We start from the raw sequence: 15,788 nt of genomic DNA, 5'->3' as shown, positions 1-15,788 counted from the left end.
CGCCCGTGTTGTCCGACTTCACCCGGATCTTGACGTTGTAGTCAACGACCCGCTTTACCGCGACCAGGACTTTCATCGCCGCATGTCCTTCCCATGGGCGGACCGCCGCAGCGGCCCGCCTCTTGTTGGTATTGCCTTAGGAAAACGCCTGGATACCGGTCATGGCGCGGCCCAGGATCAGGGCATGGACGTCATGGGCGCCTTCATAGGTGTTCACCGTCTCCAGGTTCACCATATGGCGGATGACGTGGAACTCTTCCGAGATGCCGTTGCCGCCGTGCATGTCGCGCGCCATGCGGGCGATGTCCAGGGCCTTGCCGCAGTTGTTGCGCTTGATCAGCGACACCGCTTCCGGCGCCCAGGTGCCGTCATCCATCATGCGGCCGACCCGGATGCAGGCCTGCAGGCCCAGGGTGATCTCGGTCATCATGTTGGCCAGCTTCAGCTGCGGAATCTGGTTGGCGGCCAGGGGGCGGCCGAACTGCTTGCGGTCCAGCATATACTGGCGCGAGGCGTGCCAGCAGAACTCGGCGGCGCCGATGACGCCCCAGGCGATGCCGTAGCGGGCCTTGTTGAGGCAGCCGAACGGACCGCCGAGGCCCGAAGCCTCGGGCAGCAGGTTCTCGTCGGGGACGAAGGCCTCGTCGAGGACGATCTCGCCGGTGATGGAGGCGCGCAAGGACAGCTTGCCCTCGATCTTCGGCGTGGAGAAGCCCTTGGTGCCGCGCTCGACGATGAAGCCCTTGATCTTGCCGTCATGGGCGTCGGACTTGGCCCAGACCACGGCGATATCGGAAATGGGGCTGTTGGTGATCCACATCTTGGTGCCGGTCAGCAGATAGCCGCCGTCCACCTTCTTGGCCCGGGTGCGCATGGAGCCGGGATCGGAGCCGGCATCGGGCTCGGTCAGGCCGAAGCAGCCGATGATCTCGCCGGTGGCCAGCTTGGGCAGGAACTTCTTCTTCTGCGCCTCGGTGCCGTAGCTGTAGATGGGATGCATCACCAGCGACGACTGCACGCTCATGGCCGAGCGATAGCCCGAATCCACTCGCTCGACCTCGCGCGAGATCAGGCCATAGGCGACATGGTTGACGCCCGGCCCGCCGTATTCCTCGGGGATGGTCGGGCCGAGCAGGCCCATCTCGCCCATCTCATTCATGATCTCGCGGTCGAAGCTTTCGTCGCGGAAGGCCTTCAGCACACGGGTCTGAAGCTTTTCCTGGCAGTAGGCATGGGCGGCGTCGCGAACCATCTTCTCGTCTTCGGAAAGCTGGTTCTCGATGAGGAAGGGGTCATCCCATTTGATCTGCTGCACGACGGACGCTCCTGGTTGGTTTGTTATGTGACGCCACCATGAAGCATCCCAGCCATCATTGGAAAACTATATTTTCTATGACAGGCATATGATTTCGTTATGGATAAGGGCGTGCGGGCGGGGCGCCCGCGCTCCGACAGGCGCCAGACCCTAATCGGGGATGACGGCGGTGGCTTCCAGCTCGATCTTGGCGGGGTGGTCCAGCAGATCGGCCACGAAGATCATGCTCATGGCGGGGTAGTGCTTGCCCATCAGTTCGCGCCAGATGCGACCCAGTTCCCGCCGCGAGGCGAGGTATTGGGGCTTGTCGATGCAAAAGGCGGTGATGCGGATGATGTGTTCCGGCTTGCCCCCGGCCTCGGCCAGGATGGCGAGGATGTTCCTCAGCGCCTGTTCGAATTGCGGGATCAGGTCCTCGCTCTCGAACACCTGCTGGGCGGTCCAACCCACCTGCCCGGCCAGGGCCAGGACCCGGCCCTTGGCGGCCAGGATGCCGTTGGCATAGCCGATGGGCGGTTCCCAGCCTTCGGGCAGGATGGATTGATGCATGGCCAAAGACCCCTCCATACCGACGAACGAATGACATCATTCGTTCGGAGTTGCGGGCAAGGCCCGGCGCGCCTCATGGCGCGAAAGCCAAGGCGGACAGAGGTCCGCCGCCCGGCGATTGAGGGACAAAGAACTAGTCCGACGCTTCCCAATTGGGCGGGTCGTCGTCCTCGTCCCAATCATCGGGGGGAATCGGTTGAATGTCGCGCAGTTCCCGCATCCGGTCCATATGCCCCTTTTCCCGCTCCACCAGCCGCAAGGCCTCGGCCTTGACCTCGGGGATCGTGGTGGCGTCCGCCAGGGCGGTGAAGATGGCCAGGGTTTCCTGCTCGTGCCGCAATGCCAGGTCATAGGCATGCCACGGATACATCAGGTAATGCACCGCGCCGGGATCGGCGATTTCGGGGTCTTCCTCGCCCCAGGGCTTCAAGGCGCCCAGAGGCCCGACCGGGGCGGGGAACTCGGCGGCATGCCGGTCCTCGCCCTCGGCCAGGGCGCGAAAGGCCTCGGCGGTTTCGAGATTGTTGCACGAAATCTCGAAAGCCTCGGCCAGTTCGCGGTAGCGCTCCGCCGAGCTTTCCTCCATCAGTCGAACGATGGCGAAAAGCTCGGCGGTGGACGTTATCGCCTTGAAATCAGGCGATCCACTCAAAGAGTGAACTCCGCGTCCAGATCGGAAACCGCGGCGGAGGCGATCTTATCCTTGCCGTAGGAGACCCGATTGCCGCGATACAGCACGCCGCAATTATAGCCGTCATCGGTCATCAGGCGACGCGCCGCCTGGGCCGAATCGGTGGTGGGCTCCATGCCGACCTTGCGCATGGTTTCCTTCCACTCGCGCTGCTCTTCACGGAACGTGATGCAGGGGCTCATGATGGCCACGAACGAGAAGCCGGGATGACGAATGGCCTCGGCGATGATCTCGGCGGTGCCGTTCGGATCACCCGAGAAGCCGCGCGCGATGAAGTTCGCCCCGGCCGCCAGCGCGATGGCCAACGGATGGAACGGGGTCATGCCGGTGCCGCCGGGCGGCGCCATGGCCGAGGCATCCCAATCCGACTCGGTGGTCGGAGAGGGCTGGCCCTTGGTCATGCCGTAGACCCGGTTGTCCATGACGATATAGGTCAGGTCCACATTGCGGCGGCAGGCATGCAGGAAGTGATTGCCGCCGATGGAGAAACCGTCGCCATCGCCGCCCGCCACCAGAACGGTGAGGTCGGGACGGGCCAGCTTCAGCCCCTGGCCCACGGCCAGGGCGCGGCCATGGATGGAGTGGAAGCCGTAGGTGTTGGTATAGGCCGGGATGCGCGACGAGCAGCCGATGCCCGAAACCACCGAGGTCTCGTGCGGCTTCAGCCCCAGATCGGCGAAGGCCTTGGTGATGGAGGACAGCACGGCATAGTCGCCGCAGCCCGGGCACCAGACCGGCTTCACATCCGACTTGAAATCCTTGGCGGCATAGGTAACTGCGTTCATGGCTTACTTCCCCATCGACAGAAGGCGGGCGTGGATTTCGCCGGGACGCATGGGCAGCGGACCGGGACGCGAGAGCTGCTCGGGCTTGACCGGCAGATCGTATTCGCCACGCAGGTAACGGGTGAACTGGCCGAGATGGCTCTGCTCGACCACCAGGATCTTCTTGACGCCCTTCAACGCCGCGTCCAGATGCTCGGGACGGGTCGGGGAAATCAGACGCAGCGAGATCAGCTTGGCATTGACGCCATCGGCGCGGGCACGCTCCACCGCCTCGCGGGCGGCACCGGTGCACGAGCCCCAGGTGATGACGGCGATGTCGCCCTCGCCCTCGATGGTGGCCCAGTGACTGCCATAGTCGAAACTGGTCAGCTTGCGCTGGCGCTTGTCCAATTGCATGTCGTGATCGGAGGCCTGCGAGGTCGGCGTGCCGGTCTCGGTGTGCTCCAGGCCGTCGGCGGTGTACTGGCAGCCTTCCTGGCCGGGAACCGGCATGGGAGAAATGCCCGAGGCGGTGTTGGCGTAGCGCTTGAACACCTCGCCCTCGGCCGGAGCCACCGCCTGGAGGCGCTTGCCCACGAAGGCCACGTCGGCGGGGGCATCGATGATGCCGCGGCTCTGGCCCAGGGCCTGATCCGACAGCACGATGCAGGGGCTCTGCAGGGCTTCGGCCAGATAGACGCCCCACTGGGTGGTGAAGATGCAGTCGCCGATGGAGTTGGGCGCGACCACCAGATGGGGGGCGTCGCCGTGCAGGCCATAGACCGCGATGTTGAGGTCCGACTGCTCGCACTTGGTGGCGATGCCGGTGGAGGGACCGACACGCTGGACATCGACCACCACAACCGGGGTTTCCGAGGCCATGGACAGACCCAGACCTTCGATCATCAGCGACAGGCCGGGACCGGCGGTCGAAGTGATGGAAGCCTCGCCGCCATAGGAGGCGCCGATGCACATATTGACCGAGGCCAGCTCATCCTCGGCCTGCACGAACACGCCGCCGACCTTGGGCAGGGCGGAGCTCAGATATTCCAGCACTTCCGTGGCGGGCGTGATCGGGTAGGCGGCGCAGAAGCGCACGCCGCCGCGAATGGCGCCCAGGCCGGTACCGTAATTGCCGGTGATGGTCCAACGCTTGACGTCCTTGGCCTTGGGGGCGGCGAGCTTCTTGCTCTCGCCCAGGGTGGCGGCAGCCTCGGCACCAGCCTTCACACCCGCCACGGACGCCTCGAAGGCATCGGCGCGCTTCTTCTTCAGCGACTTGCCCAGCACCTCGGTCAGCGGAGCCACGGGGAAACCGATCAGCGCCGCGACCGCGCCCAGCGCGATCATGTTGGGACGGCCGCCCGGAATGGTCTTGGCCAGGTCCTTCATGGGCAGGTGAACGATACGGGCGCCGGTCTTGACATAGACCTCGGGGACTTCGCCCGCGGCCGGATCACAGATCACAATGGAAGACTTGGACAGCGGCAGTTCGGCGGCGAAGCGCTGAACGCCCTGCCAGTCGATGGCCAGCATGATGTCGAAGGTATCATCCACCGAGGTGATGGGGTCCGCACCCAGGCGAACCAGCGCCGCCGCCTCGCCGCCGCGAATCTGCGGGCCGGAGGAACGTCCAAACAGAGCGTAAAAACCCGCCTCGGCGGCCGCGTCGAGAAACATATTGGCGGCGGTCATCACGCCCGCGCCGCCACTGCCGCACATCGCAATCGAGACAGATCCAGATCCGGAACTCGTCGTCATAATTCTCTTTCCCCCGAAAGGCCCCCGACCGGTCGTCATGGGAAGCCTGGCCACGGTTCATGGTTTGCCTGGACGTGGCGCCTTCGCTCCGACATCGCCGTCGGATCGAAACCCCCACGCAACACTCGGGCAAATCGTAATTGGCGGACCGATTTTACCGAACGTGTTCGGACTAGGTGCATACCACCCCTTTGGGTCGGACTACAAGCCCACAAGGCAGCTTGACGACTAAATCGGTATTGTGGTACGCATTTACCCAATAATACGGCTCCCGCGATCCGCCGACCAAGGCGGTACCGACGGAGGCCTTCACACTGGAGAGGGAAACGCATGAGCACCGAGCCGTATCGCTGGATGATGACCGGAGTTGGCCAGCCCATGGTGAAGGAGCCGATGGATATCGGCGGCCTGGAACCGGGCGAAGTGCTGGTGGCCATTGCCGGATGCGGCGTCTGCCACACCGATATGGACTATTACTATAATGGTGTGCGGACCAATCATGCCCTTCCCCTGGCGTTGGGCCACGAGATCAGCGGCCGGGTCGCCGCCGCCGGAGCGGGCGCGGAGTCCTGGATCGGCAAGGCGGTGATCATTCCCGCCGTCATCCCCTGCGGCGAATGCGACCTGTGCAAGCGCGGCAAGGGCACCATCTGCCGCAACCAGAAAATGCCGGGCAACGACCTCCAGGGCGGCTTCGCCACCCATGTCAAGGTGCCGTCCAAGGGTCTGTGCCTGGTGGACGAGGCCAAGCTGAAGGCGGCGGGCCTGGACCTGGCCGAGGTCTCGGTGGTGGCCGACGCGCTGACCACCCCCTATCAGGCCGCCGTGCAGGCGGGCATCGGCGAGGGCGATCTGGTGATCGTCATTGGCTGTGGCGGCGTCGGCGGCTATTCGGTGCAGGTGGCCTCGGCCATGGGTGCCACCGTGGTGGCGCTGGACATCGACCCGGCCAAGCTGAAAGCGGTCAAGGCCTCGGGCGCCACACTCGGCCTCAATCCCAAGGATTTCGCCTCCACCCGCGACCTCAAGAAGGAAATCGGCGGCTTCGCCAAGTCCAAGGGCCTGCGCGCCACCGAATGGGTGATCATGGAATGCTCGGGCTCGGTGCCCGGCCAGCAGACCGCCTTCGATCTGATGGTGCATGGCTGCACCATCTGCGTGGTGGGCTACACCATGAACAAGGCCGAGTTCCGCCTGTCCAACCTGATGGCCTTCCACGCCCGCGCGCTGGGCAACTGGGGCTGCGACCCGGCCCTGTATCCCGGCGCCCTGGATCTGGTGCTGTCGGGCAAGGTCGACGTCAAGAACTTCGTCGAATGCCGCCCGCTGGACTCCATCAACGAGACCTTCGCCGCCGTGCACGACCACAAGCTGACCCGCCGCGCCGTGCTGCGCCCGGGTTCCTAAAAGATCAATCGGAGAGTGGGAGAACCGACGTCATGAAGAACGAAACCGCCGCCATCGTCGATCGGACGGCACCCAAGCACCTCAACGACCACAATCTGGTCAGGACCGAAGTCGTGCCCGGCGTGATCTACGAGAAGCGCCCCGCCAAGCGTGCCGATGGCAGCGTGGCCGAGGGCCTCTACAATGCCTGGATCACGCTGGACAACCAGAAGCAGTACAATTCCTACACCACCGACATGGTGAAGGGCGTGATCATGGCGTTCCGCGACGCCTCCAACGCCCGCGACGTGTCCTCGGTGGTGTTCACCGGCGCGGGCGACAAGGCGTTCTGCACCGGCGGCAACACCAAGGAATACGCCGAGTACTATGCCGGTAATCCCCAGGAATACCGGCAGTACATGCGCCTGTTCAACGACATGGTGTCGGCGATCCTGGGCTGCGACAAGCCGGTGATCTGCCGCGTCAACGGCATGCGCATCGGCGGCGGCCAGGAAATCGGCATGGCCGCCGACTTCTCGGTGGCCCAGGACCTGGCCAAGTTCGGCCAGGCCGGGCCGAAGCACGGTTCGGCCCCCATCGGCGGCGCCACCGACTTCCTCCCCGTCATGATCGGCTGTGAGCAGGCCATGGTGTCCGGCTCCCTGTGCGAGCCCTGGTCGGCCCACAAGGCCTACCGCACCGGCATCATCATGGACATCGTCCCGGCGCTGAAGGTGGACGGCAAGTTCGTCCCCAATCCGCTGGTCATCACCGACCGCTATCTGGACGAGTTCGGCCGCATCATCCACGGCGAGTCCAAGACCGGCGCCGAGCTGGCTGCGGGCAAGGAGCTGCTCAAGCGCGGCACCATCGACCTGTCGCTGCTGGACGCCAAGGTCGAGGAAATCTGCGCCAAGATCCTGCACACCTTCCCCGACTGCTTCACCAAGACCATCCAGGAATTGCGCAAGCCCAAGCTGAACGCCTGGAACGCCAACAAGGAAAACAGCCGCGACTGGCTCGGCCTCAACATGATGACCGAGGCCCGCACCGGCTTCCGCGCCTTCAACGAGGGGCCGAAGGACGAGCGCGAGATCGACTTCGTGGCCCTGCGTCAGGCCCTGGCCAAGGGCGCGCCCTGGACGGCCGAGCTGATCGAGTCGCTGATCCCCAAGGCGGGGCACTGATCCATGGCCGATTCCGCTCTCAAGGTTTGGCGGGACCGCGACGGCAAGCTGCTTCGGCTGCGCCTCTCGCGTCCCAAGGCCAATATCGTCGATGCCGAGATGATCGCGGCGCTGTCCAAGGCCCTGGCCGAGGGCAGCAGCGATCCCCACGTCAAGGCGGTGCTGATCGACCACGAGGGGCCGCATTTCAGCTTCGGCGCCTCGGTGGCCGAGCACATGCCCGACCAGTGCGCCGCCATGCTGAAGGGGCTGCATGCCCTGGTCATCGCCATGGTGGAGTATCCGGTGCCGATCCTGGTCTCCGTGCGGGGCCAGTGCCTCGGCGGCGGCCTGGAAGTGGCCATGGCCGGACACATGATGTTCGTCACCCCCGACGCCAAGCTGGGCCAGCCCGAGATCGTGCTCGGCGTGTTCGCCCCGGCGGCCTCGTGCCTGCTGACCGAACGGGTGCCCCAGGTGGTGGCCGAGGATCTGCTGTATTCCGGCCGATCCGTCACCGGCGAGGAAGCCGTCCGCCTTGGCCTCGCCAACGCGGTGGCCGACGAGCCGGAAGCCGCCGCCCTGGCCTGGTTCGACGCCGGCGCCGCCAAGCATTCCGCCTCGTCGCTCCGCTTCGCGGTCAAGGCCGCCCGTCTCGGCTTCAACGAGCGGGTCAAGGCCAAGATCGCCGCCGTGGAAGACCTGTATCTCAACGGCCTGATGGCCACCCACGACGCTGTCGAGGGACTTAACGCTTTCGTCGAAAAGAGAGCGGCACTTTGGGAGGACCGATAGAGATGTCTGGAAAGAATAAGACCGTCGCCGACATCGTGGCCGTCTGCCAGGAGATGTTCGAGGACCTGCAGTTCAATTATGCCCGCAAGTGGAAGGCTGCCAAGCCCGGCCGCAAGGTCATCGGCTTCCTGCCGGTCTACTCGCCGCTCGAGATGATCCACGCGGCGGGCTGCCTGCCGCTGGGCATTTTCGGCGGCGGCGACCAGATGGAAGTCATCCACGGCGACGCCTACTATCAGAGCTATATCTGCCGTATTCCGCGCTCGACCATCGAACTGGGCGTCACCGGCCGCCTCGACTTCGTCGACGGCATGATCTTCCCCTTCGTCTGCGACGTGATCCGCAATCTGTCGGGCATGTGGAAGCTGACCTTCCCCAATGTGTGGTCGAAGTTCTTCGACACACCCCAGAACTACATCCCCAGCATCGGCGGCACCTACTACGAGCAGGAGCTGAAGGAGCTGAAGGAGGGCCTGGAGAACCTCACCGGTCGCAAGATCACCGACGAGGACATCAAGGCCTCGATCCGGCTCTATAACGAGAACCGCCGCCTGGTGCGCGAGGTCTACGCCTTCCGCGCCAAGGAGCCCTGGAAGGCCCCGACCTCCGAGGTCTATCTGCTGATGCGCGCAGGCCTGATGATGGATGTGGCCGAGCACAACCAGATGCTCCTGGACTACCTCGCCGCCGCCAAGGCCGAGGACCGGCCCAAGCGCGACAACGTCCGCATCGCCATCTACGGCTCGTTCTGCGAGCAGCCGCCGCTGAACCTAATCAAGTCCATCGAGATGGCGGGCTGCTACGTGGTCGAGGACGACTATGCCCTGAACAACCGCTTCCTGATGGTCGACGTCCCCACCGACGGCGATCCCCTGGCGGCGCTGTCCAATACCTATATCGAGAATTCGGTGGAGACCTCGTGCAAATACGTCCCCGACGGCAAGGTCAAGGGCGAGTACCACGTGGCCCAGGTCAAGGCCTGCGGCGCCGAGGGCGTCATCTACGCCACGCCGTCGTTCTGCGATCCGGCCCTGCTGGACCGTCCCATGATCTGCGGCAAGCTGTCCGCCGAGGGCATTCCCTATATCGCGTTCAAATACGCCGAGAACTCTGGCCAGATGCAGCCGATCCGCGAGCAGGCTGGCACCTTCGCCGATTCCATCAAGCTGTGGAGCTGAGATCATGAGCAAGCCTGAAGCCGTCAAAGAGCCGTCCATGGACATGCAAAAGGCGATGATTGCCCGTAACTACGAGGCGATCACGTCCAAGCATGAAACCGGCCGCAAAGTCTCCTCCACCTTCGTTCCGGGCAATCTGAACGAGTTGCTGATGTGCTTCGACATCGTCAACAACCTGCCCGAGATCAACGCCATCCAGGCCGGCATGCGCAAGGCCTCGGGCGGCTACATCATGGAAGCCGAGAAGTCGGGCCATTCGGAAGACGTCTGCACCTATGTGAAGGCCGATATCGGCCAGATGTCCAAGGGCAACATCGCCCCCAATGGCAAGCCCTATCCCAATCCGGACGTGCTGATGCTCAGCTATACCGGCTGCTACACCTTCATGAAGTGGTTCGAGCTGCTGCGTGAAGAGTACAAGTGCCCGACCCTGATGCTGCACGTCCCCTACGAGGGCGACGGCCATTCCACCCAGAACATGCGCGACTACATCGTCAAGCAGCTGAAGGAAGTGGTGATCCCCGGCCTGGAGCAGGTCTCGGGCGTCAAGTTCGACATCGACCGCCTGCGCCAGTACCTGGCCGCCTCGGCCAAGGCCGAGGACAACCTGGTGTGGTGCCTGGAGCAGGGCAAGAAGAAGCCCTCGCCCATCGATGCCTATTTCGGCGGCGTCTACTATATCGGCCCGATCTTCACCGCCTTCCGCGGCACCGAGGACGCGGTGACCTATTACGAGATGCTGCGCAAGGAAGTGCAGTCGCGCATCGACAACCACCAGGGCCCGCTGACCCCCGAGGGCACCTATTTCAACGACCAGAAGTATCGCCTGGTCGTCGAAGGCCCGCCCAACTGGACCAACTTCCGCGAATTCTGGAAGATGTTCTATGATGAGGGCGCCATCGTCGTCGCCTCCTCCTACACCAAGGTCGGCGGCCTCTATGACAAGGGCTTCCGCCACGACCCCGCCAACCCGCTGGAGTCCCTGGCCGACTACTGCCTGGGTTGCTACACCAACCGCAACCTGCCGACCCGCGTCGACCTGCTGGCCGACTATGTCAACGAGTACGAGGCCGACGGCCTGCTGATCAACTCCATCAAGAGCTGCAACAGCTTCTCGGCCGGTCAGCTGATGATCATGAAGGAAGTGGAGCGCCGCACCGGCAAGCCGGGCGCCTTCATCGAAACCGATCTGGTCGATCCGCGCTACTTCTCGGCGGCCAACGTCAAAAACCGCCTGGAAAGCTATTTCCAGATGATCGAGCAGAAGCGTCGCGGCGGCGGTTCCGCCAAGAGCGCGGCGTAAGGGAGGCACACGATATGCGTTGTTTCATCGGCATCGATCTGGGTTCCACCACCACCAAGGCGGTGGTCATGGACGAGAACCTGCAGGTCATGGGGCGCGGCATCACCAATTCCCGCTCCAACTACGACACCGCCGCGGCCGTTTCCAAGCAGGAAGCGCTGATCGACACCCGTCTCACCTTGTTCCGCCGCGCCCTGTCGGGCGTGCCGGAGGTGGCGGGCAAGGTCGACGACATCCTGGCGGATCTGGAGCGCAACTTCCGCCACGTGCAGTTCCTGGAGCAGTTGGACGACCTGGAGCGCACCTGCATCACCAATATCAAGGGGCCGCGCTTCGCGGGCCGCGAGAAGGCGGTGATTGAGGCGCTGGAAGGCACCTTCTCCCGGCTGCGGGAAAGCTCGGCCAAGCAGTACGCGCCGGGCGTCAAGCGCAAGTCCGACTTCTTTCGCGATCTGGCGGGCACCGAGTTCATGAGCCACGGCGAGGCGGTGTGCAAGGAAGCGGGCCTGGGCTTCGACCTGATCCTCAACGTCTATGACAAGTCCATCATCGAGGTGGAGAACCGTCCCCCGGCGGGCGACATGGAAGGCAAGTTCGTGCGCGCCCTGGAAAAGGGCACCATGACCGGTTCATCCATCCTGCGGCCGGTGCAGGAAGCGCTGTCCATTCCGCTGGAGGAGACCTATGTGGTCGGCACCGGCTATGGCCGCGTCCGCCTGCCCTTCCCCAAGGAGCATATCCGCTCGGAGATCCTGTGCCACGGCCTGGGCGCCCATATGATGTATCCGGACACCCGCACGGTGCTGGACATCGGCGGCCAGGACACCAAGGGCATCCAGGTGGACGGCCAGGGCATCGTCGAGAACTTCCAGATGAACGATCGCTGCGCCGCCGGTTGCGGCCGCTATCTGGGCTATATCGCCGACGAGATGAACATGGGCCTGCACGAACTGGGTCCGCTGGCCATGAACTCGACCAAGCAGGTGCGCATCAACTCCACCTGCACCGTGTTCGCGGGAGCGGAACTGCGTGACCGTCTGGCCCTGGGCGAGAAGCGCGAAGACATCCTGGCCGGTCTGCACCGCGCCATCATCCTGCGCGCCATGTCGATCCTGTCCCGCGCGGGCGGCGTCAAGGATCAGTTCACCTTCACCGGTGGCGTCGCCAAGAACGAGGCGGCGGTGCGCGAGCTGCGCAAGCTGATCAAGGAAAACTACGGCGACGTGCAGATCAACATCAACCCGGACTCCATCTACACCGGCGCTTTGGGCGGGGCCACCTTCGCCGTCCGCGCCGTGGTAAACTAGTCTGGAAGGGAGGAACCATCCAATGTCAGGACTCATCACCGCCGGCGTCGATATCGGCTCGGGCTGCATCAAGACCGTGCTGTTCCGCATCGACGGCGACAAGCAGGAATGGCTGGGCAAGGAAACGTCGCGCATCCGCAACCGCGACCCCTTCCAGCTCACCACCGAGGCCTATGAGCACATGCTCAAGGCGGCGGGGGTGAAGAAGGAAGACGTGGCCTATGTGGCGTCGACCGGCGACGCCGAGAACCTTTCCTTCGCCACCGGCCACTTCTACTCCATGACCACCCACGGCCGCGGCGCCCTTTTCCTCAATCCGGAAGCCCGCTCGGTGCTCGATATCGGGGCCTTGAACGGCCGCGCCATCAAGATCGACGGCTCGGGCAAGGTGGTCTCCTACAAGATGACCAGCCAGTGCGCCTCGGGCTCGGGCCAGTTCCTGGAAAACATCGCCCGCTATCTCGGCATCGCCCAGGACGAGATCGGCTCGCTGTCGCAGAAGGCCGACGACCCCGAGAAGGTGTCGTCCATCTGCGCCGTGCTGGCCGAAACCGACGTCATCAACATGGTGTCGCGCGGCATCTCGGCGTCGAACATCTTGAAGGGCATCCATGTCTCCATGGCGGTGCGTCTCGCCAAGCTGCTGAAGTCCATCGGCGCGGTGGAAGGCGTGGTCCAGGTCACCGGCGGCCTGGCGCTCGACACTGGCCTGGTGGCGGCGCTCAACGAGGCGGCCGAGCAGGAGAAGGTCAATCTGGTGGCTACCAGCCATCCGGACTCCATCTATGCCGGTGCCATCGGCGCCGCCATCTGGGGCGCCTTCCGGCATGAAAAGCTGGCCCGCCTGGGTCAAGCGGCGTAATATGCGCCCGATCCTCCGGCCACCCGTGATCAACGCGGGGGCCGGAGGTCGGCCATAATGGGGTTGCGACGAGAGAGGATTATCCCATGTCCCTGAAGATTAACGACGATTGCACCAGCTGTGACGCCTGCGTCTCCGTGTGCCCGAACAACGCCATTTCCGCCGGCGACGTGATCTATGTGATCAATGCCGGTGCCTGCACCGAGTGCGTCGGCGCCGAGGACAGCCCCCAGTGCCAGATGGTCTGTCCGGCCGACTGCATCGTCCAGGGCGATGTGGAAAGCAAGGACGTGCTGATGGCCCGCTACCACTCGCTGCACGGCTGATCCGCCGAGCCTGCGACCGGTTCGCGAACGATGCCCCGCCGGAGCGATCCGGCGGGGTTTTTTCATGGCCGAGCGGGCCAGCGTCCGAACGGCACCACCTTGTTGGCGACGTCATGGCCGATATCGGCGCGGCCGAGATAGGGAATGCCCGAGCGGCGGCACCAATGGGCCATCACCTCTTCCTCCGACTGGCCGAAATCGGGCTGGTTGTCGGGAATGTCGGAACAGCGGCCCAACCGAATCCCCGCCACCCCGGCCAGGGCGGCGTTGCCGGTGATCTGGCACAGGTCGCGGTCCATGCGGTACAGGTATTCCCCCACCTCCTCCAGCATCAGCACATGGCCGGTGAGGTCGGGTAGCAGGGGGGAGCCCATCAGATGGGCCAGGATGGTGATGTTGAAGGCCGCCGTCGGCGGGCCATCGGCCGACACCGAGGGCTCCAGCGAGCTCTCCGCCCCTTCCACCAGGAAGGACAGGGCGCGGGCCACCGCCGCGGCGCCGCCCCGGCGGTTGAGGTCCGAGGCCATGGGGCCATGGGCGACGCGGGAAAAGCCCCGGCCGTACAGGGCGGCGAGCAGGGTGCCCATGTCGCTGTAGCCGAGATAGGCCTTGCCCCAGGCGGCCGAGGTCAGGCCCGCCAGCACCGCGTCGACCATGCGGCACGAGCCATAGCCGCCCCGGCCGAACCAGACGGCGTCGAAGCCATCGTCATTGGCGTAGTCCAGGAAGGCCCCGGCCCGGCGGTCGTCGTCGCCCGCGAAATGGCCGAACACCTCCAGGCACTGGGGATGGAACACCACCTCGACGCCGCCGCCGGGATAGAGTTCGCGCACCAGCCCCTGGGTGCGGTCGATCACCGAAGGGTCCAAAGGAGAAGCGGGCGCCACCACGCCGATCCGGAAGGTCTGGGTCATGGCCGCCGAATTCCTTGCCAGGGAAAGTCGCCGATTGTAGCTTCCGGCCATGGACGCTGACAGCCCCTATTTCTTCTGTGGCATTGGCGGCAGCGGCATGCTGCCCCTGGCCCTCATCGTCAAGGCCACCGGCGCCACGGTGGCCGGGTCCGACCGCTCGCTGGACCAGGGCCGCACCGCGCCCAAATTCGACTTCCTGCGCTCACGCGGCATCGCCCTGTTTCCCCAGGACGGCAGCGGCGTCACCTCGCCCGCCCAGATCCTGGTGACCTCGGCGGCGGTGGAGGAAACCGTTCCCGACGTGGTCGCCGCCCGCGCCGTGGGCGCCAGGCTGATGGGTCGGGCCGAACTGCTGTCCTCGCTGTTCAACGCCTCGGGCCACGGCATCGGGGTGGCGGGAACCAGCGGCAAGTCCACCACCACCGGCATGATCGGCTGGATGCTGCACGCCCTGGGGCGCGATCCCACCGTCATGAACGGCGCGGTGATGAAGAATTTCGTCACCCAGGATAGCCCCTTCGCCAGCGCCCTGGTGGGAAGCGGTGGCCTGTTCGTGGCCGAGGTGGACGAAAGCGACGGCTCCATCGCCCGCTACACCCCCGAAGTGGCGGTGCTGAACAATGTCGCCCTCGACCACAAGAGCATGGACGAGTTGCGCGACCTGTTCGGCGGCTTCCTGGCGCGCTCACGGGTGGCGGTGGTCAATTTGGACAATGCCGAATCCGCCGCCCTGGCCGCCCATCTGCCGCCCGAGCGGCTGATAGGCTACGCCATCGCCGCGCCCGATGCCCGCCTGCGGGCCGAGGACATCACCCCCGCCCCCGACGGCATCGCCTTCACCGTTTTGGAAGGGGCCGAGCGGGTGGCCCTGCGGCTCAAGGTCCCGGGTCGCCACAATGTCTCCAACGCCCTGGCCGCCCTGGGCTGCGCCCGCGCGCTCGGCATTCCCCTGGCCGAGGCCGCCCGGGCGCTGGAGGGCTTCACCGGCATCCGTCGCCGCCTGGAGGTGGTGGGCACCGCCCAGGGCGTCACCGTCATCGACGATTTCGCCCACAACCCGGACAAGATCACCGCCACGCTCGACACACTGCACGACTTCCCCGGCCGGTTACTGGTGATGTTCCAGCCCCACGGCTTCGGGCCGCTGAAGCTGATGAAGGAGCAGTTCATCGCCACCTTCGCCGAGCGCATGGCCGCCGATGACGTGCTGATCCTGCCCGATCCGGTCTATTTCGGCGGCACGGTGGACCGCAGCGTCGGCAGCGCCCAAATCGCCGAGGGCATCCGGGCCAGGGGCCGCGCGGCAGAGGCCATCGCCGATCGCGCCGCCTGCGCCGAGCGGCTGCTGGAGCTGGCGCGCCCCGGCGACCGCATCGTGGTGATGGGCGCCCGCGACGATACCCTGTCCGTCCTCGCCGAGGATGTGCTGAAGCGGCTGTGAGGCGAGATCGCGGACACTCCTCCCCCCGCC

Annotated in this window: 15 protein-coding genes and 1 pseudogene; 9 read left to right on the top strand and 7 right to left on the bottom strand. The window is 65.1% G+C overall.

Translation table 11 applies throughout. The features are described 5' to 3' along the window. The 6 genes and pseudogenes from A6A04_RS22340 to A6A04_RS11415 all read right to left on the bottom strand — a co-directional run. Positions 1-76, bottom strand: a pseudogene (locus A6A04_RS22340) (electron transfer flavoprotein subunit beta/FixA family protein); the annotation flags it as partial. 60 nt (positions 77-136) lie between these two features. After that, the gene (locus A6A04_RS11435) at positions 137-1,315 is read right to left on the bottom strand and encodes an acyl-CoA dehydrogenase (RefSeq protein WP_068492975.1); all 1,179 of its coding nucleotides are present in this window, start codon (positions 1,313-1,315) and stop codon (positions 137-139) included. A gap of 150 nt (positions 1,316-1,465) precedes the next feature. After that, complete coding sequence (locus tag A6A04_RS11430; protein WP_156612571.1) at positions 1,466-1,864, bottom strand: RidA family protein; 399 nt, start codon at positions 1,862-1,864, stop codon at positions 1,466-1,468. A gap of 133 nt (positions 1,865-1,997) precedes the next feature. Further along, positions 1,998-2,516, bottom strand: coding sequence for a ferritin-like domain-containing protein (locus A6A04_RS11425; RefSeq protein WP_245651173.1), 519 nt, complete (start codon positions 2,514-2,516; stop codon positions 1,998-2,000). Then, positions 2,513-3,340 carry a 2-oxoacid:ferredoxin oxidoreductase subunit beta gene (locus A6A04_RS11420; RefSeq protein WP_068492972.1) on the bottom strand — a complete coding sequence of 276 codons (828 nt, stop codon included), beginning with the start codon at positions 3,338-3,340 and terminating at the stop codon, positions 2,513-2,515. Before A6A04_RS11420 ends, A6A04_RS11425 begins: the two co-directional genes overlap by 4 nt. 3 nt (positions 3,341-3,343) lie before the next feature. Then, a complete protein-coding gene (locus tag A6A04_RS11415) occupies positions 3,344-5,080 on the bottom strand; it encodes a 2-oxoacid:acceptor oxidoreductase subunit alpha (protein WP_082914867.1) in 1,737 nt (578 codons plus the stop codon). A gap of 330 nt (positions 5,081-5,410) precedes the next feature. On the opposite strand from A6A04_RS11415, the gene had reads away from it, so the two are divergent. The 8 genes from had (at position 5,411) to A6A04_RS11375 (ending at position 13,403) form a co-directional block, all read left to right on the top strand. Beyond that, on the top strand, positions 5,411-6,487 hold the full coding sequence (had, locus tag A6A04_RS11410) for a 6-hydroxycyclohex-1-ene-1-carbonyl-CoA dehydrogenase (RefSeq protein ID WP_068492970.1): 1,077 nt from the start codon (positions 5,411-5,413) through the stop codon (positions 6,485-6,487). 32 nt (positions 6,488-6,519) lie between these two features. Continuing rightward, on the top strand, positions 6,520-7,653 hold the full coding sequence (gene oah, locus A6A04_RS11405) for a 6-oxocyclohex-1-ene-1-carbonyl-CoA hydratase (RefSeq protein ID WP_068492968.1): 1,134 nt from the start codon (positions 6,520-6,522) through the stop codon (positions 7,651-7,653). Positions 7,654-7,656: 3 nt separating this feature from the next. Beyond that, a complete protein-coding gene (locus A6A04_RS11400) occupies positions 7,657-8,427 on the top strand; it encodes a cyclohexa-1,5-dienecarbonyl-CoA hydratase (RefSeq protein ID WP_068492966.1) in 771 nt (256 codons plus the stop codon). A gap of 2 nt (positions 8,428-8,429) precedes the next feature. Further along, positions 8,430-9,605, top strand: a complete 1,176-nt coding sequence (gene bcrC, locus A6A04_RS11395) for a benzoyl-CoA reductase subunit C (RefSeq protein WP_068492964.1) — start codon at positions 8,430-8,432, stop codon at positions 9,603-9,605. Positions 9,606-9,609: 4 nt separating this feature from the next. Beyond that, the gene (bcrB, locus tag A6A04_RS11390) at positions 9,610-10,908 is read left to right on the top strand and encodes a benzoyl-CoA reductase subunit B (protein WP_068492962.1); all 1,299 of its coding nucleotides are present in this window, start codon (positions 9,610-9,612) and stop codon (positions 10,906-10,908) included. A gap of 14 nt (positions 10,909-10,922) precedes the next feature. Beyond that, positions 10,923-12,215: a benzoyl-CoA reductase subunit A gene (gene bcrA / locus A6A04_RS11385; RefSeq protein ID WP_068492960.1), complete on the top strand. Its 1,293-nt coding sequence runs from the start codon at positions 10,923-10,925 to the stop codon at positions 12,213-12,215. Positions 12,216-12,237: 22 nt separating this feature from the next. Next, the gene (bcrD, locus tag A6A04_RS11380) at positions 12,238-13,077 is read left to right on the top strand and encodes a benzoyl-CoA reductase subunit D (RefSeq protein ID WP_068492959.1); all 840 of its coding nucleotides are present in this window, start codon (positions 12,238-12,240) and stop codon (positions 13,075-13,077) included. A gap of 86 nt (positions 13,078-13,163) precedes the next feature. Continuing rightward, positions 13,164-13,403, top strand: coding sequence for a YfhL family 4Fe-4S dicluster ferredoxin (locus A6A04_RS11375; RefSeq protein ID WP_068492957.1), 240 nt, complete (start codon positions 13,164-13,166; stop codon positions 13,401-13,403). A 62-nt stretch (positions 13,404-13,465) separates the two neighbouring features. On the opposite strand, the gene A6A04_RS11370 is transcribed toward A6A04_RS11375, so the two are convergent. Continuing rightward, positions 13,466-14,317, bottom strand: coding sequence for an LD-carboxypeptidase (locus A6A04_RS11370; protein WP_068492955.1), 852 nt, complete (start codon positions 14,315-14,317; stop codon positions 13,466-13,468). 49 nt (positions 14,318-14,366) lie between these two features. On the opposite strand from A6A04_RS11370, the gene A6A04_RS11365 reads away from it, so the two are divergent. After that, positions 14,367-15,758, top strand: a complete 1,392-nt coding sequence (locus A6A04_RS11365) for a UDP-N-acetylmuramate--L-alanine ligase (RefSeq protein WP_068492953.1) — start codon at positions 14,367-14,369, stop codon at positions 15,756-15,758. The last annotated feature ends 30 nt before the right edge of the window (positions 15,759-15,788 follow it).

The sequence above is a fragment of the Paramagnetospirillum marisnigri genome (assembly GCF_001650715.1).
GTDB classification, from domain to species: Bacteria; Pseudomonadota; Alphaproteobacteria; order Rhodospirillales; family Magnetospirillaceae; genus Phaeospirillum; species Phaeospirillum marisnigri.
The sequence above is the reverse complement of the archived record's forward strand: the minus strand, read 5'-3'. Positions and strand labels throughout refer to the sequence as shown.

Coding starts and splice junctions, on each gene's coding strand:
- bcrA (WP_068492960.1), top strand. CDS start 10,923: ATGCGTTGTTTCATCGGCATCGATCTGGGTTCCACCACCACCAAGGCG.
- oah (WP_068492968.1), top strand. CDS start 6,520: ATGAAGAACGAAACCGCCGCCATCGTCGATCGGACGGCACCCAAGCAC.
- bcrD (WP_068492959.1), top strand. CDS start 12,238: ATGTCAGGACTCATCACCGCCGGCGTCGATATCGGCTCGGGCTGCATC.
- A6A04_RS11420 (WP_068492972.1), bottom strand. CDS start 3,340: ATGAACGCAGTTACCTATGCCGCCAAGGATTTCAAGTCGGATGTGAAG.
- A6A04_RS11365 (WP_068492953.1), top strand. CDS start 14,367: ATGGACGCTGACAGCCCCTATTTCTTCTGTGGCATTGGCGGCAGCGGC.
- A6A04_RS11400 (WP_068492966.1), top strand. CDS start 7,657: ATGGCCGATTCCGCTCTCAAGGTTTGGCGGGACCGCGACGGCAAGCTG.
- bcrC (WP_068492964.1), top strand. CDS start 8,430: ATGTCTGGAAAGAATAAGACCGTCGCCGACATCGTGGCCGTCTGCCAG.
- A6A04_RS11415 (WP_082914867.1), bottom strand. CDS start 5,080: ATGACGACGAGTTCCGGATCTGGATCTGTCTCGATTGCGATGTGCGGC.
- A6A04_RS11430 (WP_156612571.1), bottom strand. CDS start 1,864: ATGCATCAATCCATCCTGCCCGAAGGCTGGGAACCGCCCATCGGCTAT.
- bcrB (WP_068492962.1), top strand. CDS start 9,610: ATGAGCAAGCCTGAAGCCGTCAAAGAGCCGTCCATGGACATGCAAAAG.
- A6A04_RS11375 (WP_068492957.1), top strand. CDS start 13,164: ATGTCCCTGAAGATTAACGACGATTGCACCAGCTGTGACGCCTGCGTC.
- had (WP_068492970.1), top strand. CDS start 5,411: ATGAGCACCGAGCCGTATCGCTGGATGATGACCGGAGTTGGCCAGCCC.
- A6A04_RS11370 (WP_068492955.1), bottom strand. CDS start 14,317: ATGACCCAGACCTTCCGGATCGGCGTGGTGGCGCCCGCTTCTCCTTTG.